Here is a 25,129-nt window from a genome sequence, read left to right on the forward strand (position 1 = left end):
AAGTAATTCCTTCCTATTGACGAGTAAGTCGTTCATATGTGCTATACGCTACCCTCTGCTTCCACGACTAAGATTCTTGCTGCACCTACTGGATGAGCGACATGTTCAGTTCCAACTGAAGCATAAAAAATATCACCTGTATTTAAAGTTGTAGATTGCTCGACCCCGTTTTCTTTATAAAACATTTTAACAACGCCATCTAGTACAGCAAAAACCTCTTCGCCATCGTTAATGTGCCACTGGTATGGCTTATCAGTCCAATGCAAGCGAGTTGTAATTCCATTCATATTGGCGATGTTTTTAGCACCCCATGCACGTGTTGCTGTAAACTCTTTACTTCTAATGATTTCCATAATAAATCCAAATTAACTGCACCGCCTGAGCAGCTTATAACATCCCGTTAAACGACAAGTAATAGCGGGTTAAAATAATGAAAAACGCACTCCGCCAGCTGTTAATTGTCTTAACTTGAACTGTCATCTTGCGGCCAGTCTTTGAAACTGTCTCTTACCTGCCTGCTACGAAGTAGGTATAACCAGCACCATAAGTTTGCTACTAAGAATATAGCAATATCAATTTGATAAGATAAATTTGATTGCCATGCTTTATATCCTAGTACGACCAAGTCGAGTGTTAAAGAGGTGATAAGTAACACCTTGCCACGACGCCAAATTGCCCCTAAAAACGCTGGACTGCTTTTTCGTCTTAAGACCATCACCACAAAAACAATCAAGGCAAAAAAACCACTGATAAGCGATAAAAAAAAGCTTTCTTGATTGGGATAAACCCAATCAATCACTTTTTGTTGCGTATTAAACTGGGTCAGTGACACTAACCACACCACATACGCTCTGAGTAATAAAATAAGTAGTAAATAAACGCCGACTGGTACTTTTAACGCGCCTTGGCTGTCAAAATCATCTGGTGTGTACAACTTCATTAGCCGTGCTCTTTTGGTTATTAGTTCGCTGTTAAAGGTGTTTCTTTCGTTCAGCTAGTATACCTATAAAAATAAATACCAGTAAGATCACCACTGGCAACATGTGCTTTGGTATAAGGACTAGTTGGCTAGCCAATAATGGTGCTAAAAACACGGTCAACATGCCATAACCAAAAGCACATACCAATACAAATATCAGGGTACGCATAACAAAATGTAAATTACGAATGTGCTTTTTAATAATGCCGTTGATGGTATCACCGTATATAACCAATAAGCTGGCTACTGCTGTTAACGCTATTTCTTGTATGTAGGGTGATAACCACTTGGCTATTTCAACCATTAATGCTGATAAGCTATTTAATACTTCATTCATTGGTATGTTTACACTGTTATGCCGTGATTATTAAGCAATGTAATTAATTCTTCTTCTGTTAATACATCAACACCAAGATCTTGTGCCTTAGTTAACTTAGAGCCTGCTTTTTCACCTGCCACCAAATAGTTAGTTTTGGCTGACACACTGCCAGCAACCTTTGCCCCTAATGACTGTAAGTAGTTTTTAGCATCGCTTCGCGATAACGCTGATAACGTGCCAGTGATGACGTAGGTTAACTCTGTTAAGGGTTGCTCAGACGCTGCCTTTTTTTCGATTTCGGGCCAATTAACGCCCTGCTCGATTAACGCGTCAATAACCGCTAGGTTGTGCTGCTCTTTAAAGAAGTAAAATAAATGCTTAGCAACAATTTCGCCTACATCTGGCACCGCTTGTAATGACTCAACTGATGCAGCTTTAATTGCGTCTAGCGTAAAAAAGTGGTGCGCTAAGTTTTGTGCTGTAGCTTCACCCACCTCACGAATTCCTAAAGCGTATAGGAAACGAGGTAATGTGGTTTGTTTAGCTGCTTCAAGTGCATTAAGCACATTAATTGCCGACTTTTGCCCCATGCGCTCTAAGCTGGTTAACTGCTCTTCAGTTAATTTAAATAAGTCTGCGGGTGTTTGAATAAGGTTCGCGTCTACCAACTGTTCCACAAGTTTGTCGCCAAGCCCATCTACATCAAATGCTTTGCGCGATGCAAAATGCTTAATGGCTTGTTTACGCTGCGCTGCGCAAATTAAGCCGCCTGTACAACGTAGAACAGCCTCACCTTCTACTCGCTCAACTTGTGAATCGCACACTGGGCAAGTTTCAGGAAAAGCGATCTCTTTTTCGCTCCCATCACGCTTACTTTCTACTACCGACACTATTTGCGGAATAACATCACCCGCTCGACGTATAATTACAGTATCACCTATTTTTATCGCCAAACGGTTTATTTCGTCTTGGTTATGTAAGGTTGCATTACTCACTGTGACTCCGCCCACAAATACCGGCTGTAAGCGGGCAACAGGCGTGATGGCGCCTGTTCTACCCACTTGAAATTCTACATCTTGTAGTGTTGTTAACTCTTCTTGTGCGGGAAACTTATAGGCGATTGCCCAACGCGGGGCTCTTGCTACAAAGCCAAGTTTACTTTGTAAATCAATGCGGTTGACCTTATTGACCACACCGTCAATTTCATAACCTAACGTTGAGCGGCGCTGCATGATTGATTGGTAGTACTCAATAATTTCTGCAACGCCCGATACGGCTTTAATTTCAGGGCAAACTGGCATGCCCCATTCTTTTAATTGCATTAGTCGTTGGAAATGCGTATCCGGCAGTGGTTTTTTTTCGTTCTCGACCAGCCCTACAGAATAGGCGTACATCATTAACGGCCTACTGGCTGTTATTTTAGAGTCTAACTGGCGTAAGCTACCTGCTGCGGCATTTCTTGGGTTAACAAACTGTTTTTCATTATTTTCTGCTGCCAACTGGTTAAAACGATGAAAACCATCCAATGGCATAAAAACTTCACCACGTATTTCTATCGTTTCAGGGAAGTCTTCACCACGTAAACTCAATGGTACATTCTTAATTGTTTTAACGTTTTCAGTGATGTTTTCACCAGTGGCACCATCACCTCTTGTTGCGCCACGCACTAATTGCCCGTTTTTATATAATAGCGAAACTGCCAACCCATCAAGTTTTGGCTCGCAACAAAAGTCCAACGTTTCAGATTGCTTTAATCTATCTTTAATACGTTTATTAAACGCATTTAATTCTTCGTCTGAAAAGGCGTTATCTAGTGAAAGCATAGGCACTTCATGCGTGACTTGGCTAAATTTGCGTAACGCCGCCCCACCAACTTTTTGTGTGGGTGAGTCATCCGTTTTAAGTGAAGGATACTCTGCCTCAAGGGCTTTCAACTGATGGAATAAGCGATCATATTCAGCGTCTGGAATCGTTGGCTGATCTAACACATAATAATTATAGTTATGCTCGTTTAACTGTTTTTTGAGTGACGTAATTGTTGCGGCTGCTTGGGCTTGAGGGTCGTTTTGCATAATTCCAGTTCCAAAAATAAACCTCTTTATGCGAAAGAGGTTTATCAAATTAAATATTTTATCAGTGTTTAGAGAGACTCTTGGCTTAAGAGGTTAACCTGCAATGAGTTTTTTGCGTTCAAACTCTCTAATCTTTTCCACATAATGTCTAACAGTTTGCACGGTAAGTACACTTCTACTGTTATCTAACATTTGTGCGTTATAATCTTCAGCTAACTTTTTAGCCGCGTTATGCATCATATTAAAATTTTGCAGGGCATCGCCCGCACAAGGCAATGTCATAAACAAACTTACACCTTGGGTGCTTACTTGTTCCATCGTATCTATGTCAAATGTACCTGGGTTGTACATATTTGCTAGGCTAAATAGTACTGGACCGTTACCGCTATTATCTTGATGGCGATGGAATAAGCCCATATCTGAGTATTTAAAACCTAATGTCAGTAACGTGGGCAATAATGAAGCACCTGGCATCATCTTGTCTTGTGTTACCACATGAATGATTAACACTTCTTCCGCTTGGAGCTCTTCTTCAACTTCTTCATTGCTGTTTGGGCTACTCTCATCATGCGAGAAAGACTGCTCTTGCGTGCTAACTGGCTCAGTAATAGCTTGCTCAGTGAACGCAGGGGCTGTCTCTACCTTGCTATCTTCAAACGCATCGGCATTATTGTTAGTTATTATAGTATGAGCTGTATTATGAGAAGCATCTTGTGACGTGTCTTGATGCATGTGCTGCGAAGAGTAATAAGGCTCGTTTTCAGAAACCGGCGCATCAACTTGCTCAACACTTAAGCTTGGTTCAATAAACTGCTCGCGCGGCTCTACATTTAATTCAAAACTTGCTGAATTAGCTATGTTAGGCTCAACGGCTTGGTGATTAAAGTTAGGCTCTTGACGAGAGTGCTCACCTGTATGGATTGTTGGTGTTTCGCTTGCCGGCATTTCAGGCGCTCTAGTCGCCTTACTCACCACTTTAACTTTGCCTACACCGTATTGGTCAAACCCTTCAGCGTTTGCATCATTGCTCTGCTTTTCGTCACCCGATTCATAAGCATTTATTGTTGAATTATCTAATTTTGAGGCTTTATTGTTCTTTCTTACCGTCCATAGTCCATGAACTAAGAGTCCGCCAATTGCTAAAGCACCAATAATAATAAGTACTAGTCTTAATTCTTCAGCCATATTCATGTTTAATACCTTTTTTCTAAGTGCCTTCTTGCACTTACTTATTCTTGTTATATGTGGGGTCTGAAGACCTTCATTAAAAGACCTTTTGCCTTTTAAGTATTCTAAAACGGTTATCTTTTCAGCTCATACACGCTGTATAACATAGAGCATGTAAACCGCTCAATATTAACGACCAAATTATGAAATTCAAGATGCATCTGCCATTTTTACGGCTTCATCAACATCTACCGCTACCATTCGAGACACGCCAGGCTCGTGCATTGTAACACCAGTTAAGTGTGATGCCATTTCCATCGCCACTTTATTATGGCTAATGTATATAAATTGCACTGTATCTGACATTTCTTTAACCAATTTACAAAAGCGCCCAACATTCGCATCATCTAACGGTGCATCAACTTCATCCAGCATACAAAATGGCGCAGGATTTAATTTAAAAATTGAAAAAACTAAAGACAACGCTGTTAATGCTTTTTCACCGCCCGATAGTAAATGAATGGTAGAGTTTTTCTTGCCGGGTGGCCTAGCCATAATTGTCACCCCAGTCTCTAACAAGTCATTATCCGTTAATGCTAAATAAGCTGCCCCGCCACCAAATACTTTTGGGAATAGCGCTTGTAATCCGTCATTAATTTCGTCGAACGTAGCTTTAAATTTACTGCGAGACTCTTTATCTATCTTTCTTATTGCGCTTTCTAATATTTCCAACGCAGAGGTTAAGTCGTCATTTTGTGCGTCTAAATATGCTTTTCTTTCAGCTTGTACGTCGTACTCTTCTATTGCCGCTAAATTTATTGCACCTAAACGACTAATTGACGCAAAGGTTTTGTCTAGCTTTTGTTGCCATATCTCTTCATTGGCAGAGGCGTCCATTGCATCAGTAATGTCTTTCACACGTAGTTGCATTTCATCTATTTGCTCAAGTATGTTACTCGCCCGCACTAATTCGCCTTCACGCTTTAACTTTGTTTCTTCTTGCTTATCTCGCATAGCTTGAACTTGCGTTAATGTATTATGTTGCGCTTTTTCTAAATGCGACACTTCATGTGCTAATGACTCACTTTTAATCGCATAAGACTTTACGTCTTCTTCCGCTTGTAAATGCTTTGAAAGCGTTTCTTGCTGCTCTGCCAATAGGGCATCAATTGGCGGCTCACTTTCGTTAAGTTGTTCATTAATCAGTGTATATCTTTCGTTAAGACTCGCTAATTGCGTTTTAGTTCGATTAATTGCTAACTCGTTTGCACTTAGCTGCGAGCGATAGTCTTGCATTGAAAGTTTTAATTGAGTAACAGCAGCTTGTTCTGTGTGTAGTTGAGCATTTATCAACTGAAGTTGCTGCGAATATTTTTCTTTATTCAACACAATATCTTCATGCCCTTGCTCTGCTGTTAATAGCTGTTGCTTTAAGCCATCGTTCTGCTCTTCTAGCTCTGGAAGGCTATGCGCGAGTGTATCTAATTCAGCATTCTTTTCTTGTATTGTGCGGCCTAATTTTTCATGGGTATTTGTTAATTTTAACGAGTGCTGCTTTAGCATGTTTACTTCTGTCGTTAAACCCGCATAACTCGTCTGTGCCTGCTGCAACTTGTTAGTACTATCTTCTAACTTATCTGCCAAAATGCAATTTTGCTGGCTGAACGTGCTAAGTTGTTGATCAATTTTTTCTAGTGACGTTTGCTTTGTTTTAATCGACTCTTTTAATTGGTTTATTGTTTCCTGGCGTTTAAAAAAGCCTAATTGGTTATCTTTGGTTACCGACTTAACCCAGTTATCACCTCCCATTATCCCTTCTGGTGTGATCCAACTAGAAAATTCCGGTGAGAGCAAAGTCGCTCGCTCACTTGCCGATTGATCAACAATTTGTATGTAATTAAAGAAATTAGGGTAGCAACCGTCAACAATAACTGAGGCTAAGCTTTTATTATTTAGATTAGCTTGTGCGTTGTTCTGCCACACCAATAAATAAGAGTCGTCAGGCATTTCGTTAAGTAACAGCTCACTTGAATCTACGAAAATGACTTGTTGTTGTGTTGCGCCCCCCATTAGCGCAACTTCAACGGCGGTTTGCCACCCATCTTTAACTGTTATCTGCTCAAGCAAATAAGATGTAGAAAGGTTTTGTTTGTTTAACCAATTAGATAACTCATTATTCGAGTTTTCAATAAACTGCTGCTGAAATGCTTCAAGCAACTTTAATTCAGCTTGAATATCTAACAATCCCTTTTCCTGCTGGCGTTGCTCTTTATCGCATAATTGCTGCTGTTCTTGTAATTCCGTATATTGCTGCGCTAACTCTGCTTTCAGACGAGTATATGCTTCAATATCATCATGTACTTTTTCTTGCGCTTCTAGCTTTTGCGCGATGACTAATGAGTCAGCCTCAACATCCAAACTGGCTTGCTCTGCAAGTAGCTCTGCTAAACGCTCTTTTACTTGGTTAATTTGATTTCGTTTAGTTTGGATAGCAGAGTTATGCTGAGTTAATTGCTGCTTGAGCTTCGAGGTATTATGAAGCACATGCTCCCATTGATGTTGATTGTGATCGTAATGCGCTTGAGTTTGTTCCAACTGTTCACGAAGTTGCGCTAATCTGGCTTCATGTAAGGCCAACTCTGGCTCAGCAGTACTGAGCAGGGCTTCAAGCTCCTCATGGCGCGCTTGCTCAGTAAGCTGGAAGTCGGTTAGTTGCACTAACGACTCTTTAAGCTGAATTGCTTCTTGATTAAGTGAACGCTTCTTATGTTTTGTATGTTCAATACTTTGTTCAATACGTGTTAAGTCTGCACCAACTTGATAATAGTATTGCTGCACTTCACCATGCTTGGTTTTAACTTCTTCAATCTGCGCTTTAATTGATAAGACTGTTTTTTCACTAGCGCGTTGGTCGGCAATACATTTCTCTATACTTGCATCACTTTCTTTTAATTGTTGCTCAAGCAACATCACTTGTTGGTTGTAACGCTGCCACTTTAGTGCGAGTAGTTCAGACTTATATTTACGCTCTGTCGCTTTTAATTCTTTGTAGCGCTTTGCTGAAGCAGCTTGGCGTTTAAGCTTATCTAGCTGAGTAGAGAGCTCTTCTCTAACATCTTCAAGGCGTTCGAGGTTATCACGAGTATGTCGTATTCTATTTTCGGTTTCTCTGCGTCGTTCTTTATATTTAGAAATACCCGCAGCTTCTTCAATAAATACACGTAAATCTTGTGGCTTAGACTCTATCAAGCGAGAAATCATTCCTTGCTCGATTATCGCGTAGCTGCGCGGCCCTAATCCTGTGCCTAAGAAGATATCGGTAATGTCTCGCCGTCTACATTTAGTGCCATTTAAAAAGTAGGTGGATTTTGACTCACTGGTGACCTGTCGTTTAATCGCAATTTCATTACGATTTGCTAAACTACCTTCCAGTTTTCCTAAGGTGTTAGTAAACAACAATTCTACACTGGCTTGTGATACTGGCTTACGCTGCGTAGACCCATTAAAAATAACATCTGTCATAGCATCGCCACGTAAATTTTTTGCCGAGCTTTCACCCAATACCCAACGTACTGCATCAATGATATTGGACTTTCCACAGCCATTTGGACCGACAATTGCAGTCATTTGATCTGGAAAAGGAATAGCTGTTGGATCAACAAAAGACTTAAAACCAGCAAGTTTTATCTGCTTTAGACGCATTTACCCCATTTATCCTACCAATTACCAGCTTAAATCACTCTTAAAAGCTTTACTGCCATAATGTTGTACTGTAACAGATATCAACATTGATGCCATATCATTATGAATAGTGGCCGCATATTCGTTGTCATCTGGCTATGAATTCAGCGCCAAAAGTAATGGCTATACAAAGTGTTCTTATAGTATTTATAATGCCTAACTTCGCAGTAACAAAAATGGAATGAAAATGTTTAGAGAACAATCACCTGTATTAAGGGCATTACTTATTTGTGCCTGCCTCATTATTATACTTGCTGGGATTAAAGCAGCCAGCGCTATCATCGTTCCGTTTTTATTATCTGTCTTTATTGCCATTATTTGTAATCCATTAGTGTCTTGGCTAATGCGGCTTAAACTTCCAAAATCCTTAGCCGTTTTTACTGTAATCTTGTTAGCACTCACTATCGGTTTATCCATTGCAGGCTTGGTTGGGCAATCATTTAATGACTTTTCTCTGCAAATGCCGACTTATAAAACCAAGTTAAGTGAAGAATTAACATGGATAGTTAACAAACTGGCAGAGTTTAATATTTTTATTAATAAAGAGCAGTTATTGTCGCTATTTGATCCAAGCATTGCCATGTCTATGGTCGCTAAAATGCTAAGCGGTTTGGGCGGAGTTATGGCTAATCTTTTTTTAATTATCCTAACCGTTATTTTTATGCTGTTTGAAGCAAGCTCAATTCCTAAAAAAATTCATGTTGCGTTAGACGACCCAACCATGAAGCTTCAACACATCGATCGTTTCCTACATTCAGTCAACCGTTACTTAGCAATTAAAACCGTCATCAGCCTAATTACTGGCGTCATTGTCACTATTATGCTGTGGGCATTCGGCGTGGATTACTTTTTATTATGGGGGGTGGTCGCCTTCCTAATGAACTACATACCTAATATTGGCTCTATCTTTGCGGCAGTGCCAGCTGTATTAACTGCACTGGTTGTATTGGGTCCTGCACAAGCAGGCTTTATTGGTTTGGGTTATATCTTAATTAATACGTTAATGGGTAACGTGATTGAGCCTCGATATATGGGACGTGGTGTTGGCCTCTCTACACTTGTCGTCTTTTTATCATTAATCTTTTGGGGCTGGTTACTTGGCACTGTAGGTATGCTGTTAAGTGTGCCGCTAACGATGATAGTAAAAATTGCACTTGAAGCCAGTGATGAAGGAAATTGGCTAGCAACGCTGTTAGATTCTGAAGAAAAACATGAAAGTAACTCAGCAGAAGCGCAAGAAGTTGACACTACTAAAGACGCTAAACAAGAAGCGATATCTTAAAACACAGGTAGTACACTATGTTGGAGCTAAGGATTTATGCTTTAGCTCCAATTTTCTGCGTCTGAGCATGCTTTGAAAATTAATAAGCTTGAATTGATAATGAGATTAATGGGCGACTATATTTGAATTGAATTACTGTTTTTTGAATTGAGCTACTGAGCGAGCTACTGAATGAGTATAAAGATGTGAAATAAGTATAAAAATGGCGGAGAGAGAGGGATTCGAACCCTCGTTAGGGATTAACCTAAACACACTTTCCAGGCGTGCGCCTTCAGCCACTCAGCCATCTCTCCGCATTATTCAATTAGCTGTGTCGCTAACTGAGCCGCTATTAACATTAACAGCGGCAGGTATAGTAGGTAATTAATTATTGGGTTTCAAGTTTTTTATGCGTAACCCAGCTTAGTTGCTTAATATTTACTCCTTAACATGCCTTTTCACTCACTTTCATATAAAAGCGCTAAAAAGAACAGGTAGTAATATTATGCGTTACCTTTTACGGTTACCTTGTTCTCTGCTGCAAAGTTAAGCATTCTGTGTAACGGAATGAGTGCTTTTTCTCTTAAATCCGCATCTACAAAAATTTCATGACCTTCAGCATCAAGTAATGACTTTTCAATTGCTTGTAAGCCGTTCATAGCCATCCAAGGACAATGCGCACAACTTCTACACGTTGCACCATTACCGCCTGTTGGGGCTTCAATAAACGTCTTATTTGGTTGCTTTTGCTGCATCTTATAAAAAATGCCTTTATCAGTTGCAACAATAAACTTACTGTTAGGCATTGTTTCACTGGCTTTGATCAGCTGACTGGTTGAGCCAACCGCATCTGCAAGATCTACCACTGAAGCAGGTGACTCTGGGTGTACTAACACAGCTGCATCAGGATGTTGTTGCTTTAATTCTACGAGTGCTTTTGCTTTAAACTCATCATGCACAATACAAGCGCCTTGCCACATTAGCATTTCAGCACCCGTTTGTTTTGAAATATAAGCACCTAGGTGGCGATCTGGTCCCCAGATAATTTTCTTATCTTCAGAGTCTAAGTGTTCAACAATTTCTAGTGCCACACTCGACGTGACAACCCAGTCAGCTCGTGCTTTTACCGCAGCTGACGTGTTAGCGTATACAACAACGGTATGATCAGGGTGTTGATCACAAAAATCTGAGAACTCGTCCGCAGGGCAGCCTAAATCCAATGAGCATGTAGCTTCTAAATCTGGCATAAGCACTGTTTTTTCGGGTGTTAAAATTTTTGCGGTTTCCCCCATAAATTTTACACCAGCAACAATTAATGTTTTCGCCTTATGGTTATTGCCAAAACGTGCCATTTCTAATGAGTCGGCAACACAACCACCTGTTTCTTCAGCAAGTGCTTGAATTTCTGGATCCGTATAATAATGGGCAACTAATACCGCATCACGCTCAATCAATAACTTTTTAATACGTGACTTATACGCTACCTTTTCTTCTACAGACAAAGGCATTGGTTTTTTAGGAAAAACGAAGTCTGTTGAAACTGTTTGAAGCTGACTCATTTATCTCACTATCATTCAATTTAAAAAATAGGGTGCGGATTATACGCCATTTAATACGCCAGTTGTATGCTTTGACCATAAAATATGAAGATTGGTTTATAGCAATTTGCTATAGCGCATAATTAGCTGAAAGCTAAGTTATATAAGGGAGGGAGATTATCAAATACAATGGTGGGTCATGAAGGATTTGAACCTTCGACCAATGGATTAAAAGTCCACTGCTCTACCAGCTGAGCTAATGACCCGCAAAGGGATTGTATAAAATGGTGGGTCATGAAGGATTTGAACCTTCGACCAATGGATTAAAAGTCCACTGCTCTACCAGCTGAGCTAATGACCCCCAATAGGGTTGTATTAAGTGGTGGGTCATGAAGGATTTGAACCTTCGACCAATGGATTAAAAGTCCACTGCTCTACCAGCTGAGCTAATGACCCACTTAATACAGATTTACGTTACAACATTTGACCAAAAAATTGGTGGGTCATGAAGGATTTGAACCTTCGACCAATGGATTAAAAGTCCACTGCTCTACCAGCTGAGCTAATGACCCAAATGTTGTTTCTACTTTTTATATTGCCCACCTAAAAATAAGTGGTGGGTCATGAAGGATTTGAACCTTCGACCAATGGATTAAAAGTCCACTGCTCTACCAGCTGAGCTAATGACCCAATATAAAAAATAGCGGTGGTGGGTCATGAAGGATTTGAACCTTCGACCAATGGATTAAAAGTCCACTGCTCTACCAGCTGAGCTAATGACCCACCGCGGGCGCATATAATACTTATTTAAGAATTTAGTGCAACCTAAAGTTGCGATTAATTACTAATTTAAGCGTTACATGTTCAATAAACGACCTAAAGCACTTAAAGTCGTATATTAATCGTACTTATCGTAATGTTTTCAAGCGAGATTGAGCCAAACCCGCAACTGTAGATTCAGGATATTCTGCGATAACTCTTTCAAAATATGCTTTGGCTTCAGCTTTTTTTCCTAGCTTTTGTGCTACTGCACCCAACTTAAGTAATGCATCACTTCGTTTATTAGAATCTGGGTAGCCGCTAACAACACGTTCGAACTGTGTTTTCGCTTCCGCTAACTCATTCTTGTTAAATAAAAGCTGTCCTAACCAATAATGTGCATTTGGACTATAAGCCGAACTTGGGAAAGCTTTTAAGAACTGTTTAAACTCAGGAATAGCTTGATCGTAGTTACGATCTTTAAGAACTAAATTCACTGCTCGGTCGTAAGCTTCATTTTCGCTCATCGACCCCGAGTAGCCTGAACTATCAACAGTAGGTGTTTGTTGCGAAGGATAGTTAACGGTCGGTTGGCTATAAGCCGCAGATACGCGTTTATCAATTTCTTGATAAAGTTCACGTTGCCTTTCTAATAGCTGCTCTAATTTGTGCGTATGTAACTCTGTAACACCACGAACTTCATTAACCTCATCTTGAATCAAGTCAATTTGCTGTTGAAGTTGGATTTGTGCTTTATTTCTAGCAGTTAATATACGCTCAATGGTTTCTAGTCTTTTTTCAAGGCTAGATCCCGTTGCATCAGAAACAGGAGCGGGAGCAGCCACAACAGTGGAGCTCCCGCATATTAAAGTGGCAACAATTAATACTACTTTATTCATATGTAATATTTATTCTATTAGTAAACTAATACAGCACGGCGATTTTTTGCAAATGCAGCTTCGCTACGGCTCTTATCTAAAGGCTTCTCTTCGCCATAACTAACAATCGAGATTTGGCTATTCATTACGCCTAAGTTTTGTAAGTACTGAGAAACCGCTTTAGCACGACGCTCACCTAAAGCAATGTTGTATTCTGGCGTACCACGCTCGTCTGCATGACCTTCGATTAACACCTTAACACTGTCGTTCTTTACCAAGAAGTCAGCGTGTGCTTGAAGTAACTCAGCAAATTCGCCACTTACCGTTGCTTTATCAAAGTCAAAGTAAACAATGTGCTCTCTGCGAAGTTGTTCAAACTTTTTACGCATTTCTTCTTCAGGTGTTGCTGTACGTTCTATTACAGCAACTTCTGTTGTATTTTGCTCATTTTCAACAGTTGAAGTTTGCTGTGATGAAGTACTCGTACTTGCTCCTTCGCCAGCAGACGTAGAGCTTGTAGAACCACATGCAGTAATTGCAAGAACGGGAAGTGCGACCAATAGCCCTTTAAAGATCTTGTTTAGGTGCATTCTTCGGTTTCCTTATTTTTCTTAACTCAAAATTATGAATGAATTTATTATAAAAATGGCGACCATGCAGGCGACTTAACTTGCCCGTTAGCAGCTGGCAACCTTGCCTTAAAACGACCATCCATCGATACCAATGCTAAAACCTGTTTGCCATGATGTAATGTACTGTAAATAATCATTGAACCATTAGGCGCGATGCTTGGTGATTCATCTAAGCGTGTTTTCGTCAGTACTTGAAACACATTAGAATTAAATTCTTTTTTAGCAATGTGGTAATTACCACGCGTACGATTAACCATAACGAGCTGATTTCCATCAGGTGTAATTGCACCACCTAGGTTCATATCTCCGTCAAAAGTTAAACGTTTTATTTTACCATTACTTAAATTTACGCTATATAACTGAGGTTTACCACCCCGCTCGGAACTAAAAACCAATCTTTTGCCGTCTGGAGACCAACTTGGCTCTGTATCAATAGAGCGATGACGTGTAATTCGTCTTAATTTGCCATTAATCAGATCTTTAACGTAAATTTCTGGATTCCCGTCTTTCGATAAAACAAGCGCCATTTTCTTCCCATCAGGAGACCAGTTAGGCGCCCCATTTATTCCCGGATATGACGTAATAACTTCACGAGAGCCTGAATAAATGTCTTGCATAATAACTTGTGCTTGTCGCTTTTCGAACGTGACATAAGCCAGTTTAGTGCCGTCAGGCGACCATGAAGGTGACATTAACGGCTCTTTAGAACGCAATAAAACTTGTTCGTTTTCACCGTCATAGTCTGCAACAACCAGTTGATAAGGATAGGAATCGTTATCTCGTACAATAACGTACGCTATACGCGTTAAGAATGCGCCACGCTCACCCGTCAGCTTTTCATATACAACATCACTAATGCGATGACCATATTGTCTAAATTGCTGGCTAGAGATCACCGTTTGACGACTATCAAGTACATGGTCTTCACTTTGAATAAGTTCACCACCACTTAACATTTGCGCCTGACCACCGGTAATTTGGCCTCTGATCACATCAATAACTTCGTAAGATACTAAATAGCGATCTAATGAATATTCTTTAATAGTACCAACTACGATTGCCTCTACACCTTCAGATGCCCACATAGAGTAGTCAACTTCACTGTCTGTAGCTGGGAATTGCGGCATACTGATTTCAGAGACAGGGTTAAACTTGCCACTTCTTCTTAAATCAGCCGCTATTACGTCAGTTATACGCTGCGGCGCATTTCCTTTCCCTTCATATTTAAATGGCACAATTGCGATGGGTCTTGCCGTATCAATGCCTTCTGTAATTACTATTTCTAACGTGGCATTTGCCACATTAGACAGTATTAATGCACAGAATAAAAAAAGTTGTTTCATAAGTACCTATACCAATTATTAAAATTCAGGTTCAAACGTTAAGTTAATATCTTTTAGCTCGTTATATATATCAGCATCTTTAGATACAGGCAAAGTTTCTGCTTTATAAATTGCGCGTTGTGCTGCATCACAAGTGATACGATCACCACTTAATATTTTTACTTGTGTAACCAATCCATTAAACGCAAGTTTGATATTTAAACGACACTGCTTTCCTTTCATTGACTCATCAATGATTAGATTTTGCTGTATACGCTGCGTGATTAACGCTCGATACTTAGCTAACTCTGACATTACTTGGCTACGTCTTGCAGCACGTCGTTCCGCCTGCTCTTTAGCTAGCTGCTCCGCCATTAACTTTTCTTGCGCTGCGCGCTCTTTTGCTTCACGTTCTTTACGCTCTCGTTCAACTTTCGCTTTACGTGCCCTTTCTTTTTCTAAACGCAACTTCTCAGCCGCTGCTTTAGCTTCTTTTTCGGCACGCTGTTTTTCTAACTCTTTCTGCTTTCTTTGCTTTTCAAGCTTATCGGCTTTTGCTTTTTCTTGTTGCTGTTTCTTTTTCGCTTTTTCAGCTGCTTCTTCTGCGCGTTTACGTTCAGCTTGTTTTTTCTGTTTTACTTTTTCAAGATCAGAAATTGACTTTTCTTGTTGCTGTCGCTGTTGTTGTGCGCGTTTAGCGCGTTCTTCTAAATCCTTAACCCGTTGTTCTTCTTTTCTTCGCGCAGCGTCTTTTTGTGCTTTAACTTTTTTAATTTGAGACTCAAGTGCGGCTTGATCAATCGTCACCGCCTCTATTACAGGCGCTTGCTTAGCTTGTTTGGGTTTTTCATGTGTTGAAAAGTCAACACTTACAAGAAGTAGAACACCAATTGCAATATGTAAAGCAATTGATTTAATTGAGGGTAAAGTGTAAGTCGTATTTTTCACTAACATTATTCTTCTGTAGAGTCTGTCATTAAACCAACTGACGGAACACCAGCGTTTTGCAGCAACACCATAAGTTGAACTACTTTGTCGTATGGTACCGCTCTATCACCTTTTACAATAACAGGAGTTTCAGGTTCAACTTCAAGGTTGGCTCTCACCAAAACCGCCAACTCACTTGGTTGTAACACTTGATCTTTATTATCCCCAACTGATAAGAAGTATTCACCCTGCGCATTCACAGATGCTATTAGTGGCGGTTTAGAATCTTCTGAAAGTGGTTCGGCGGTTGCCTGTGGCAGATCAACTTTTACTCCTTGAGTTATGAGTGGAGCGGTCACCATAAAAATTATCAGTAATACCAGCATTACATCAATATACGGTACGACATTGATCTCTGATACTGGCCTACGCCTTTTACGTTGATACATGACTATACGCCTTCGTTACCAGATTTAAGCGTAACTTGGCGGTGTAATATATTTGAGAACTCTTCCATAAAGTTGCCATAGCTAGCTTCTATAATTTCAACTTTATGAGAGAAGCGGTTATATGCAATAACAGCTGGAATAGCTGCAAATAACCCCATAGCAGTTGCAATAAGCGCTTCTGCAATGCCTGGCGCGACCATCGCAAGCGTGGCCTGTTGTACCGAGCCTAAAGCAATAAAGGAGTTCATAATACCCCAAACCGTACCAAATAACCCAACATACGGACTAATAGAACCTACAGTTGCCAAAAAAGGTAAATGTGTTTCAAGTTTTTCTATCTCTCTCGATAAGGCAACTCGCATTGCACGGTGGGTGCCATCAAGTGTGGCCAAACTAAGTTGGGTTTTGCGGCTTCTCGCAAACTCTTTAAAGCCAGATTTGAATAAGTGCTCTAATCCATCATTAGAATTAGTGCGTGCCGAAACTTCATTATAAAGCTTCGCAATATCGATGCCTGACCAAAATTTATCTTCAAATTTTCTGGCGTTTTCTTCAGCTTCTTTTAGCGCTTTACTACGCTGAAAAATCATTGCCCATGATGCAACGGAAACACCCAATAAGCTTAACATAACAAGTTTTACAAGCAGACTTGCTTGCATAAATAAATCTAAAAACGATAATTCAGCTGACACTTTTTAACACCTCTAATATCTGCTTTGGAATAGCAAGGGGTTTCATTTTATATAAATCGACGCAAGCAACTTTAAACTTTGCACTATTAATAAGAAGTCCATCTTGATTATGAATTTGTTGCTTAAACACTATAGATACTGACTTAACACTTTCTGTTTCACAAGAAACGATGATTTCATCATTAAACTTAGCAGGCAGTTTGTTATCTACTTCAACATGTTTAACAACAAAGCCTATATTCTGCGCCAATAAGCCATCCTGTTCAATGCCTAAATCCCTTAACCACTCTGTTCTGGCACGTTCATAAAACTTTAAATAATTAGCGTAATAAACAATGCCACCTGCATCTGTATCTTCATAATAAATACGAATAGGGATACTAAAGCGCATTAACCACCCAATTTAATAGTGTTCTTGTTATTTTCTATAATGATAGGTTCGCAAACCTTATATTTCAATGCCTCAGTCATATTTAACTTACAATTAAAGAATAAAATAGAGTCTAATAAATATTTTTTGGTATTGAAAAATAAAACTTGTAACTAAATATGCAGATAAACATGCATAAAGCACCACATTAACAATCCGATCTAATGATTAAACTAATGTGTTTGCATTTTATAAAAAATAGCAAACAAATGAAAAATAAAGAGTTATTTATATTTAATCTTCAATTAAAACTCACTTATAGGAACGGAATACATATTTACCATTATTAAAACTAATGTGAATATCTAATTTTTCTTGTTTGAAGGTAACCATGTTTATCACTATTATAGCGTCCGTATTCAGAGCTAGCGCAAACTTAGTTATTTAGTGATGATTTAACTGATATAGCAGAATACCCAAGAAATTGTCTTAATCCCACAGTTTCTTTAGTTCCCTGGATTTAACTTCCTTCCTTCAACTTGTTGTTGAACCCGTCAATTTGACGGGTTTTTTTTTATCTAAAATTTATTGCAACTCGTTTAGGCACAAAACCCCCACACCTACTAAGCATGAGTGTTTGACTGTTATTAATACAGAAATATGTTATTCGTCGTGGCTAAAGCCTAAGTGTTGAAATGCGCGTTGCGTGGCAACTCTCCCGCGCGGCGTTCTTTGAATAAACCCTTGCTGAATTAAAAACGGTTCAATGACATCTTCAATAGTATCTTTTTCTTCCCCTATTGCAGCCGCAAGGTTTTCTAACCCTACGGGACCACCTGTAAATTTTTCAATAATGGCCAACAAAAGCTTTTTGTCCATGTAGTCGAAACCCTCTTCATCTACATCAACCATAGCCAATGCTTTGTCTGCTATTTCTTTATCAACGTTGCCATTCGCTTTAACTTCTGCATAATCCCTTACTCTACGAAGCAAGCGATTCGCTATCCTAGGTGTGCCGCGAGAACGTTTAGCAATCTCAAATGCGCCTTCTTTATTCAATGCCAAATTTAAATAATGCGCAGAGCGCTCTACAATATCCGCTAAATCTAGGTTGTTATAAAACTCTAAGCGTTGAACGATACCAAATCGGTCGCGTAGCGGTGACGTTAACGCACCTGCTCTGGTTGTTGCACCAATAAGCGTAAATGGCGGCAAATCTAATTTAATAGAACGCGCTGCTGGCCCTTCACCAATCATAATATCTAGTTGATAGTCTTCCATAGCTGGGTATAGCACTTCTTCAACAACAGGGCTTAAGCGGTGAATTTCATCTATAAACAGTACATCATTGGGTTCTAAGTTTGTGAGTAACGCGGCCAAGTCGCCTGCTTTTTCCAATACTGGGCCTGACGTCGTTTTAATATTGACACCCATTTCATTCGCAACAATATTTGCTAATGTGGTTTTCCCCAGTCCTGGTGGACCAAATATAAGCAAATGATCAAGCGGTTCACTCCGTTTGCGCGCCGCTTCAATAAAAATCGCCATTTGCTCTTTTACATGATCTTGACCTTTATAGTCGGCTAACGATTTAGGGCGTATGGCGCGATCAATTGACTCATCTTCAAAGTCAGCAGAAGGTTGTAATAATCGGTCAGCATCTATCATAAATTATTTACCTTAAAGCATGCTTTTTAACGCAAGCTTGATTGTTTCTTCACTATTCATGCTTTCTTTGTAAACAGCTTTAACAGCCTTTTGCGCTTGGCTTTGTGTGTAACCAAGTGATACCAGTGCACTCATTGCATCGTCTGAAGGATCGTCTTTAATAACGAACGTTGATTCTATTTGCATTGTGCCAGATATCTTATTACTGGTATCTGCAGATATATCAACGCCCCAATCTTTAATACGGTCGCGCATTTCAATAATGAGTCGTTCCGCTGTTTTTTTGCCTATACCTGGCAATTTCACAAGCGCTGTTGAGTCGTCATGTTGAACACATTGTACGAATTGTTCAGCCGACATTCCGGAAAGAATTGCCAATCCTAACTTTGGCCCTACCCCGTTGGCTTTTATGAGTAAACGAAACAAATGTCGTTCCGTTTTATTAATAAACCCGTACAAAAGCTGAGCGTCTTCTCTAACCACAAAGTGTGTGTAAATAACAGCTTCTTGATCAACGTCTGGAAGTTGATAGAAGTTAGTCATTGGCATTTGTATTTCATACCCAACACCTGCAGCCTCTATTAATACTTCAGGCGCCTGCTTTTCTATCACTATTCCTCGAATTCTTCCGATCATTTACACTGTACTCTTAATTTTTATTTTTGAATAAGTCTGAAAAAACGGTAATCTCTGTTGCAATTTTTAACGCAACCGCCCACGTACCGTTTTCTTTGCTTTGCCCGCCATTGTAAGCAAACTTTGTTGTGTATTACCATGGCACATTGCAACTGCTAACGCATCAGCCGCGTCAGCTTGCGGTTTAGCAGGTAATTTTAAAATAGCTTGTACCATGTGTTGAACCTGTGATTTATCTGCCGCGCCTGTACCAACAACAGACTGTTTTATTTGTCGTGCAGAATATTCTGAAACAGGAAGGTTGCGCTGTGTTGCGGCCACTATCGCAGCCCCTCTGGCTTGCCCCAGTTTTAACGCAGAGTCGGGATTGTGGGCAAGAAATACTTGCTCAATGGCAAATGTTTGAGGTTTAAACTGAGAAATAATTTCACTGACGCCATTGAAGATGATGTTTAATCGATCAGCCAGCTCACCATCCGTTAAACGAATACAGCCACTGCCTAAATATTCAAAACGATGTCCCACCTGCTTTATTACGCCATAGCCTGTAATGCGAGAGCCGGGATCAATACCTAAAATGACAATAAGAATTTCCTCAATTGAAACGTGTGATTGGGTAGTTATAAATTTCAACAAACTTGGCGGTGTATGGCAAGGCATGTATGGCACTAATTGAATAAGGCATAAATACTAAGCCCGGGGTTCAGTAGTGCCACTGCTTTAGAAGTTATAACTTAAGGGGTATTGCGACTAACAAGTCACAATACCCCTAAGGTAGGTTCGCTTTACGCGTCTTCTTCAGACTTCTTTTGAGCAATCACATTAATCGCTAAGTCATCCAAAGCTGTTGGATTTGCTGGACTTGGCGCATTTGTTAATGGACAAGCAGCAGTGGTTGTTTTAGGGAACGCCATAACATCACGAATCGATGTAGCGCCACACATTAGCATTACTAAGCGATCTAAGCCAAACGCTAAACCAGCGTGCGGTGGCGTACCAAACTTTAATGCTTCTAATAGGAAGCCAAACTTTTCTTCTGCTTCTTCATCAGAAATGCCCAAAATGCGGAACACTGCAGCTTGCATTTGTTGATCGTGTATACGAACCGAACCGCCACCTAATTCAACACCGTTTAAAACCATGTCGTAAGCATCAGAAAGTGCCAATTCTGGTGCAGCTTCTAATTGCTCTGCATTTATTCCTGTTGGTGCTGTGAACGGGTGATGAAGCGGTGTTAAACCGTTACCAAACTCTTCAAACATTGGGAAGTCTACAACCCAAAGCGGACGCCATCCATCTTCAACTAAATCTAAGTCTTCACCAATTTTTAAGCGTAGCGCGCCTAGTGCTTCCGCAACAACCATCGCTTTATCTGCACCAAAGAATAAAATATCGCCTGTTTCAGCGCCTGTTCTTTCAATTAAAGCAGTAGCCGTTTCTTCGTTTAAGAATTTAGCAATTGGAGATTGCATGCCTGCTAAGCCTGCGCTTGCATCATTTACTTTAACCCATGCAAGCCCTTTCGCACCGTAAATTTCTACAAACTTACCGTACTCATCAATATTCTTTCTCGAGAACTTATCAGCACCTTGAGGTACTTTAATAACTGCAACACGACCTTTAGGATCGTTTGCAGGGCCTGAGAACACTTTAAAGTCTACATCTTTAACAAGGTCTGCTACATCAACTAACTCTAGAGGGTTACGTAAATCAGGTTTGTCTGAACCGTAACGCTTCATTGCTTCTGCATAAGTCATTTTAGGGAACGTAGGAAACTCTACATCTAATAAGTCTTTAAATAGCTTACTGATCATACCTTCAGTTACTTCCATAACTTGATCAGCAGACATAAAGGTCGTTTCGATATCTATTTGAGTAAATTCAGGCTGACGATCAGCACGCAAATCTTCATCTCTAAAACATTTTACTATCTGATAGTACTTATCCATACCAGACATCATTAGCAACTGCTTAAACAATTGAGGCGACTGTGGTAAGGCAAAAAACTCACCTTTGTGAGTACGGCTTGGAACTAAATAGTCGCGTGCACCTTCTGGCGTGGCTTTAGTAAGAATAGGAGTTTCAATATCTAAAAAGTCATGCTGTTCAAGATAGCTTCTTACCGCGCTGGTTACTTTTGCTCTAAACTTAATGCGCTCAGCCATTTCAGGACGACGTAAATCTAAGTAGCGATATTTAAGTCTATGCTCTTCCGTATTTTTCTGATTAAAATCTAGCGGTAACGGCTCAGAACGGTTCAATACATTTAACGATTTACCAAGAATTTCAACACCACCTGTAGTCATGTCTTTATTCACTTGGCCTTCCGGTCTAGCACGCACTAAGCCTTTAATTTGTACACAAAATTCATTACGCAAACTGTTGGCAGTATTAAAAACTTCTTCTAAATCAGGATCGAAAACAACTTGAAGAATGCCTTCTCTATCGCGCAAATCAATAAAAATAACACCGCCTAAATCACGACGACGATTTACCCAACCGCATAATTCAATTTCTTCGCCTATTAGCGCTTCGTTTACGTGCCCACAATATAAGGTTCGCATTTACTTTTCCTGTATAAATAATCTGTGCTAGAGCCTTTCTTGATACTGACTCTTACTCTTACGAAATGACGGCTAATTATATATATTTGATAGCCAAAGTCACCCTTCTATGCAGCTAGTTTTTAAGATTAACTGTAATGAAGGGTGGTTTCAGACTCGTAGACCATTCACGGATGTTTTAGCTGTTGTTTACCGTACCAATCAATCAGCAAAGGCAAAGTTATTTTTACCTTGTACTTTCACCTGATACATTGCATCGTCGGCCTTTTTGATTAAGTCACTGCTTGTTAAGCCATTGATAGGGTAAACTGCAATACCTATACTAGCCCCGACCTTAACAGAAGCATTAGACAGATTAAAGCGCTTGGCAATACTGTTTAATATCTTGTCAGCAACTAATTGAGCCTCATTAACATGATTGAGGTTATTAAGTAGCAGGATAAATTCGTCGCCGCCAAAGCGCGCAATCGTGTCAGATTTACGCACACAACGGGCTAGTCGTTTAGCAATTTGAATAAGTAACTCGTCACCAGCGTCATGACCCTGTGAGTCATTCACTTGTTTAAAGCCATCTAAATCGACAAACAATACCGCCAATGTTTCTTCTCGGCGCGCGTGCTGTTTTAACGATGTGGAAAGCCTATCTTTTAACAGGTTTCTATTAGGCAAGCCCGTCAAGCTGTCGTGCGTGGCCATGTGCTTCATTTTTTCTTCAGCAATTCTTCTGCGCTTAATTTCACGCTGTAAACTCCGAGTCCAAAGTAACACTACAACAACGAAAACAACCACCACAGCGGCAACCTTATAGGCAATTTCTTTCACTTCTTTTTGTGATAAACCTTGCTCAATTTTAATTTCAAACCATTTATTGAAAATCGTTTTTTTTGTGTCTTTAGTTATCGTACTCAATGCTTTATTTATGATTGTTAGTGCTAAAGGCCAGTCGTTTCTAATACCTATATGGCCAGACTCTGAAGGTAAGTCTTCCACTAGATGAAGCTTTAAATCAGGTGTTCGAGTATCTTGTATGTATCTCGCTGTAGAGATTAAGGTGTCAACCACACCATCTACATTACCTTTTTTCAGCTCCTTGATACCTGCTTCTAAATCTTCTACAACGGTTATACTTACGTTCGGATATTTTTCTCTCACTTTGTCTACTACTTGGTAGTCTTTAATAAACGCCAGTTTTTTACCGCTGAAATCACCTACACCATTAGTTTTCGCACTTTCCATCAGGGTAATTATTGACCAAGGGGTTGGCCAATAATCAATTGAAAAATTCGCAAACGATTCTCGCTCTGGGGTGTTAGCAATACTCCCTACCATATCAATGCTTTTATCTGTCAGTGCTTGTAGTACAGACTCCCAATTAGCAAAAATCTTATAATTTACTTTTAAACCTGTTTGCTTTTCGATAATGGCGAAAATATCTGCTGTGACCCCTTTTACAATCCCATTGTCGACAAACTCAATAGGAGGCCAGTCTTCTACCACTCCAACGGTGATCGATTTTTTTTCTTTAATCCAGTTGGTTTCAGCAATGGTTAAATCGATTCGTTTACGATTATTAGTAAAATACTGGCCTGTATTTTCTCTTAACCAACGCTGTTCAATTTCAACAAGCTCCCGGTTGTCAATTAATCTAAAGCCTTCTTTAATTTGACTAATTAACGCTTGCTTCTCTGGGTTGACTAGCGCATAAATATTCGCTTCAAATTCTTCAGAATCTAAATAATTAAATTGATCGAGCAAACTCAAATCTCGTAGCTTTACGATGGCCGCCTGAGTTGCTGCAATATAACCACTTATTTCGCCCGTCACGGCTGCTGAAATCATTGCATCAGAAGAAGTAAAATAACGCACTTTAATATGTGGATACTGTTCAATAAAATCTAATTTATAAGGTGCAGTACTATACATACCAATCGTTTTGCCATTAAGTTGATTAAGCGCTGTTATTTCACCAATTTTTTTGGGATAGAAGAAGCGAGACAGCACAGTGTAAACGTGATGTGCCCTGGGTATGCGTGTTGTTACTTTTTCACTTTCTGGATAACCGATATGAATGTCTGCTTTACCAGACTCTACCGATTTCAAAGCACCGGACATGCTCTCAGGCAGAAACAGCACATCTCGTTTGGTTTTTTCTGACCAAAGTTTCCAAATATCTACTAATAAACCAATTGCTGCACCCTCTTCCGACACATCCATATAAGGCTTATTTCCTTGAGCTAATGCCAGTACCAAAGTGTCTTTTTCCGACTCGACACCTAACCATTTCCGCTCTATGGCAATCATTTCAATTGGCGTAATATTCTTCAGCCCTTCAACAATTTTTTTGCGCAACTGGCTGTTACCCTTTTTTACGGCAAATGTTAGCGGTAATTGATCATATTCAAGCTTTTTATATAGCGGAAATGCTTTTGAAAGTTGCACAAATAAAGGGTGACGTGTAGCAATACGCTCCATACCAGTCAGCACTTTAATATTACCTATTACCGCATCTTGGTACATTTCATCACGGCTTTGATACACTTTTAGTGAGAGGTGGGGAAACTGTTTTTGAAAGCGCGCATGATGGGCAGAACCGTTCACAATACCAACATTATAAGGCCCTAGGTCGGCTAGTGTTTTTACCCCAACCACATCCTTATGAATAAACACGCTCATGCCGATATTAAAAATGGGTTCGCCAAACTCCATGAATGCTTCACGGTACGGTAATTTTGTTATACCAGAGTGAACATCAGCTTCTTCATTTTTTATGGCATCTAAAGTTTCTGTCCACGGTTTAGCTAAAAATGTAATTGAATGATTATTCTTTTTTGCCCATAACTTCCAAATATCAATCATTAAGCCGTCGGCTTTGCCCTGAGAGTCCATATATTGATAGGGAAAGGAGTCGTTTCCAACCACAAAAACAATCTCGTTGTTGGTATTTTCATGCGACGAATTATTCGTTTGAGAAACTGAATTAGCAGAGGTTTCAATACTGTAGCAAAGCATATAGAAAAGCCAAGACCACAATAGACTATGCGCAAAATTAAACCTCATTTTTTCAATTTACCTCTCATTGAATTGAAACCTCTACAATCATACACAAACATTAACTATATTTTAATTGCTATTTAATTCTCTGTTATATATTGCGC

The 25,129-nt window shown here is 39.7% G+C and carries 20 protein-coding genes and 7 tRNA genes; 1 reads left to right on the top strand and 26 read right to left on the bottom strand.

Features of this window, described 5'->3' with window-relative positions; all coding sequences use genetic code 11:
• Nucleotides 1-41: 41 nt before the first annotated feature.
• The 6 genes from HUU81_RS10430 to smc form a co-directional block, all read right to left on the bottom strand.
• Nucleotides 42-353 carry a cupin domain-containing protein gene (locus HUU81_RS10430; RefSeq protein WP_199608897.1) on the bottom strand — a complete coding sequence of 104 codons (312 nt, stop codon included), beginning with the start codon at nucleotides 351-353 and terminating at the stop codon, nucleotides 42-44.
• A gap of 110 nt (nucleotides 354-463) precedes the next feature.
• Entirely contained in the window at nucleotides 464-940 is a 477-nt protein-coding gene (locus HUU81_RS10435) for a DUF2919 domain-containing protein (protein ID WP_199608898.1), read from the bottom strand.
• A gap of 31 nt (nucleotides 941-971) precedes the next feature.
• A complete protein-coding gene (locus HUU81_RS10440; protein ID WP_233520479.1) occupies nucleotides 972-1,316 on the bottom strand; it encodes a DUF3392 domain-containing protein in 345 nt (114 codons plus the stop codon).
• An 8-nt stretch (nucleotides 1,317-1,324) separates the two neighbouring features.
• Complete coding sequence (gene ligA / locus HUU81_RS10445) at nucleotides 1,325-3,370, bottom strand: NAD-dependent DNA ligase LigA (RefSeq protein ID WP_199608899.1); 2,046 nt, start codon at nucleotides 3,368-3,370, stop codon at nucleotides 1,325-1,327.
• A 93-nt stretch (nucleotides 3,371-3,463) separates the two neighbouring features.
• On the bottom strand, nucleotides 3,464-4,561 hold the full coding sequence (gene zipA, locus HUU81_RS10450; RefSeq protein WP_199608900.1) for a cell division protein ZipA: 1,098 nt from the start codon (nucleotides 4,559-4,561) through the stop codon (nucleotides 3,464-3,466).
• A 186-nt stretch (nucleotides 4,562-4,747) separates the two neighbouring features.
• Nucleotides 4,748-8,239 (bottom strand): chromosome segregation protein SMC, encoded by a 3,492-nt coding sequence (smc, locus tag HUU81_RS10455; protein WP_199608901.1) that lies wholly within the window; start codon nucleotides 8,237-8,239, stop codon nucleotides 4,748-4,750.
• Nucleotides 8,240-8,465: 226 nt separating this feature from the next.
• Here smc and HUU81_RS10460 point away from each other — a divergent pair, with 226 nt between their 5' ends.
• Nucleotides 8,466-9,560, top strand: coding sequence for an AI-2E family transporter (locus tag HUU81_RS10460; RefSeq protein ID WP_199608902.1), 1,095 nt, complete (start codon nucleotides 8,466-8,468; stop codon nucleotides 9,558-9,560).
• A 203-nt stretch (nucleotides 9,561-9,763) separates the two neighbouring features.
• On the opposite strand, the gene HUU81_RS10465 is transcribed toward HUU81_RS10460, so the two are convergent.
• The 20 genes from HUU81_RS10465 to HUU81_RS10560 form a co-directional block, all read right to left on the bottom strand.
• Nucleotides 9,764-9,853, bottom strand: a tRNA-Ser gene (locus HUU81_RS10465).
• 189 nt (nucleotides 9,854-10,042) lie between these two features.
• Nucleotides 10,043-11,098 (bottom strand): quinolinate synthase NadA, encoded by a 1,056-nt coding sequence (gene nadA / locus HUU81_RS10470; RefSeq protein WP_199608903.1) that lies wholly within the window; start codon nucleotides 11,096-11,098, stop codon nucleotides 10,043-10,045.
• A 169-nt stretch (nucleotides 11,099-11,267) separates the two neighbouring features.
• Nucleotides 11,268-11,343: transfer RNA gene (locus HUU81_RS10475), tRNA-Lys, on the bottom strand.
• Between the two features lie 19 nt (nucleotides 11,344-11,362).
• Nucleotides 11,363-11,438: transfer RNA gene (locus HUU81_RS10480), tRNA-Lys, on the bottom strand.
• A gap of 19 nt (nucleotides 11,439-11,457) precedes the next feature.
• Nucleotides 11,458-11,533, bottom strand: a tRNA-Lys gene (locus HUU81_RS10485).
• Between the two features lie 40 nt (nucleotides 11,534-11,573).
• Nucleotides 11,574-11,649: transfer RNA gene (locus HUU81_RS10490), tRNA-Lys, on the bottom strand.
• Between the two features lie 42 nt (nucleotides 11,650-11,691).
• Nucleotides 11,692-11,767, bottom strand: a tRNA-Lys gene (locus HUU81_RS10495).
• Between the two features lie 17 nt (nucleotides 11,768-11,784).
• Nucleotides 11,785-11,860: transfer RNA gene (locus tag HUU81_RS10500), tRNA-Lys, on the bottom strand.
• Between the two features lie 125 nt (nucleotides 11,861-11,985).
• The gene (gene ybgF / locus HUU81_RS10505) at nucleotides 11,986-12,681 is read right to left on the bottom strand and encodes a tol-pal system protein YbgF (RefSeq protein ID WP_325071729.1); all 696 of its coding nucleotides are present in this window, start codon (nucleotides 12,679-12,681) and stop codon (nucleotides 11,986-11,988) included.
• A gap of 71 nt (nucleotides 12,682-12,752) precedes the next feature.
• Nucleotides 12,753-13,304, bottom strand: a complete 552-nt coding sequence (gene pal, locus HUU81_RS10510; RefSeq protein WP_199608905.1) for a peptidoglycan-associated lipoprotein Pal — start codon at nucleotides 13,302-13,304, stop codon at nucleotides 12,753-12,755.
• Nucleotides 13,305-13,351: 47 nt separating this feature from the next.
• Complete coding sequence (gene tolB / locus HUU81_RS10515; protein ID WP_199608906.1) at nucleotides 13,352-14,689, bottom strand: Tol-Pal system beta propeller repeat protein TolB; 1,338 nt, start codon at nucleotides 14,687-14,689, stop codon at nucleotides 13,352-13,354.
• Nucleotides 14,690-14,707: 18 nt separating this feature from the next.
• A complete protein-coding gene (gene tolA / locus HUU81_RS10520) occupies nucleotides 14,708-15,616 on the bottom strand; it encodes a cell envelope integrity protein TolA (RefSeq protein WP_233520480.1) in 909 nt (302 codons plus the stop codon).
• Nucleotides 15,617-15,621: 5 nt separating this feature from the next.
• Complete coding sequence (gene tolR / locus HUU81_RS10525; RefSeq protein WP_199608908.1) at nucleotides 15,622-16,044, bottom strand: protein TolR; 423 nt, start codon at nucleotides 16,042-16,044, stop codon at nucleotides 15,622-15,624.
• Nucleotides 16,045-16,046: 2 nt separating this feature from the next.
• The gene (gene tolQ / locus HUU81_RS10530) at nucleotides 16,047-16,736 is read right to left on the bottom strand and encodes a protein TolQ (protein WP_199608909.1); all 690 of its coding nucleotides are present in this window, start codon (nucleotides 16,734-16,736) and stop codon (nucleotides 16,047-16,049) included.
• Nucleotides 16,726-17,127 carry a tol-pal system-associated acyl-CoA thioesterase gene (ybgC, locus tag HUU81_RS10535; protein ID WP_199608910.1) on the bottom strand — a complete coding sequence of 134 codons (402 nt, stop codon included), beginning with the start codon at nucleotides 17,125-17,127 and terminating at the stop codon, nucleotides 16,726-16,728. The genes tolQ and ybgC overlap by 11 nt, the downstream gene beginning before the upstream one ends.
• 642 nt (nucleotides 17,128-17,769) lie before the next feature.
• Nucleotides 17,770-18,774 carry a Holliday junction branch migration DNA helicase RuvB gene (gene ruvB, locus HUU81_RS10540; RefSeq protein ID WP_199608911.1) on the bottom strand — a complete coding sequence of 335 codons (1,005 nt, stop codon included), beginning with the start codon at nucleotides 18,772-18,774 and terminating at the stop codon, nucleotides 17,770-17,772.
• A gap of 12 nt (nucleotides 18,775-18,786) precedes the next feature.
• Nucleotides 18,787-19,410: a Holliday junction branch migration protein RuvA gene (ruvA, locus tag HUU81_RS10545; RefSeq protein WP_199608912.1), complete on the bottom strand. Its 624-nt coding sequence runs from the start codon at nucleotides 19,408-19,410 to the stop codon at nucleotides 18,787-18,789.
• A 66-nt stretch (nucleotides 19,411-19,476) separates the two neighbouring features.
• Complete coding sequence (gene ruvC, locus HUU81_RS10550) at nucleotides 19,477-20,070, bottom strand: crossover junction endodeoxyribonuclease RuvC (RefSeq protein ID WP_199608913.1); 594 nt, start codon at nucleotides 20,068-20,070, stop codon at nucleotides 19,477-19,479.
• Nucleotides 20,071-20,195: 125 nt separating this feature from the next.
• Nucleotides 20,196-21,974 carry an aspartate--tRNA ligase gene (gene aspS / locus HUU81_RS10555; protein ID WP_199608914.1) on the bottom strand — a complete coding sequence of 593 codons (1,779 nt, stop codon included), beginning with the start codon at nucleotides 21,972-21,974 and terminating at the stop codon, nucleotides 20,196-20,198.
• A gap of 201 nt (nucleotides 21,975-22,175) precedes the next feature.
• Nucleotides 22,176-25,031: a transporter substrate-binding domain-containing diguanylate cyclase gene (locus HUU81_RS10560; protein ID WP_199608915.1), complete on the bottom strand. Its 2,856-nt coding sequence runs from the start codon at nucleotides 25,029-25,031 to the stop codon at nucleotides 22,176-22,178.
• Nucleotides 25,032-25,129: the final 98 nt, after the last annotated feature.

This window comes from Flocculibacter collagenilyticus (assembly GCF_016469335.1).
Taxonomy (GTDB): domain Bacteria; phylum Pseudomonadota; class Gammaproteobacteria; order Enterobacterales; family Alteromonadaceae; genus Flocculibacter; species Flocculibacter collagenilyticus.

Coding starts and splice junctions, on each gene's coding strand:
- HUU81_RS10560 (WP_199608915.1), bottom strand. CDS start 25,031: ATGAGGTTTAATTTTGCGCATAGTCTATTGTGGTCTTGGCTTTTCTAT.
- zipA (WP_199608900.1), bottom strand. CDS start 4,561: ATGAATATGGCTGAAGAATTAAGACTAGTACTTATTATTATTGGTGCT.
- ruvA (WP_199608912.1), bottom strand. CDS start 19,410: ATGATCGGAAGAATTCGAGGAATAGTGATAGAAAAGCAGGCGCCTGAA.
- ligA (WP_199608899.1), bottom strand. CDS start 3,370: ATGCAAAACGACCCTCAAGCCCAAGCAGCCGCAACAATTACGTCACTC.
- ruvC (WP_199608913.1), bottom strand. CDS start 20,070: ATGCCTTGCCATACACCGCCAAGTTTGTTGAAATTTATAACTACCCAA.
- HUU81_RS10430 (WP_199608897.1), bottom strand. CDS start 353: ATGGAAATCATTAGAAGTAAAGAGTTTACAGCAACACGTGCATGGGGT.
- tolB (WP_199608906.1), bottom strand. CDS start 14,689: ATGAAACAACTTTTTTTATTCTGTGCATTAATACTGTCTAATGTGGCA.
- smc (WP_199608901.1), bottom strand. CDS start 8,239: ATGCGTCTAAAGCAGATAAAACTTGCTGGTTTTAAGTCTTTTGTTGAT.
- pal (WP_199608905.1), bottom strand. CDS start 13,304: ATGCACCTAAACAAGATCTTTAAAGGGCTATTGGTCGCACTTCCCGTT.
- ybgC (WP_199608910.1), bottom strand. CDS start 17,127: ATGCGCTTTAGTATCCCTATTCGTATTTATTATGAAGATACAGATGCA.
- HUU81_RS10460 (WP_199608902.1), top strand. CDS start 8,466: ATGTTTAGAGAACAATCACCTGTATTAAGGGCATTACTTATTTGTGCC.
- tolR (WP_199608908.1), bottom strand. CDS start 16,044: ATGTATCAACGTAAAAGGCGTAGGCCAGTATCAGAGATCAATGTCGTA.
- aspS (WP_199608914.1), bottom strand. CDS start 21,974: ATGCGAACCTTATATTGTGGGCACGTAAACGAAGCGCTAATAGGCGAA.
- HUU81_RS10435 (WP_199608898.1), bottom strand. CDS start 940: ATGAAGTTGTACACACCAGATGATTTTGACAGCCAAGGCGCGTTAAAA.
- HUU81_RS10440 (WP_233520479.1), bottom strand. CDS start 1,316: ATGAATGAAGTATTAAATAGCTTATCAGCATTAATGGTTGAAATAGCC.
- ruvB (WP_199608911.1), bottom strand. CDS start 18,774: ATGATAGATGCTGACCGATTATTACAACCTTCTGCTGACTTTGAAGAT.
- nadA (WP_199608903.1), bottom strand. CDS start 11,098: ATGAGTCAGCTTCAAACAGTTTCAACAGACTTCGTTTTTCCTAAAAAA.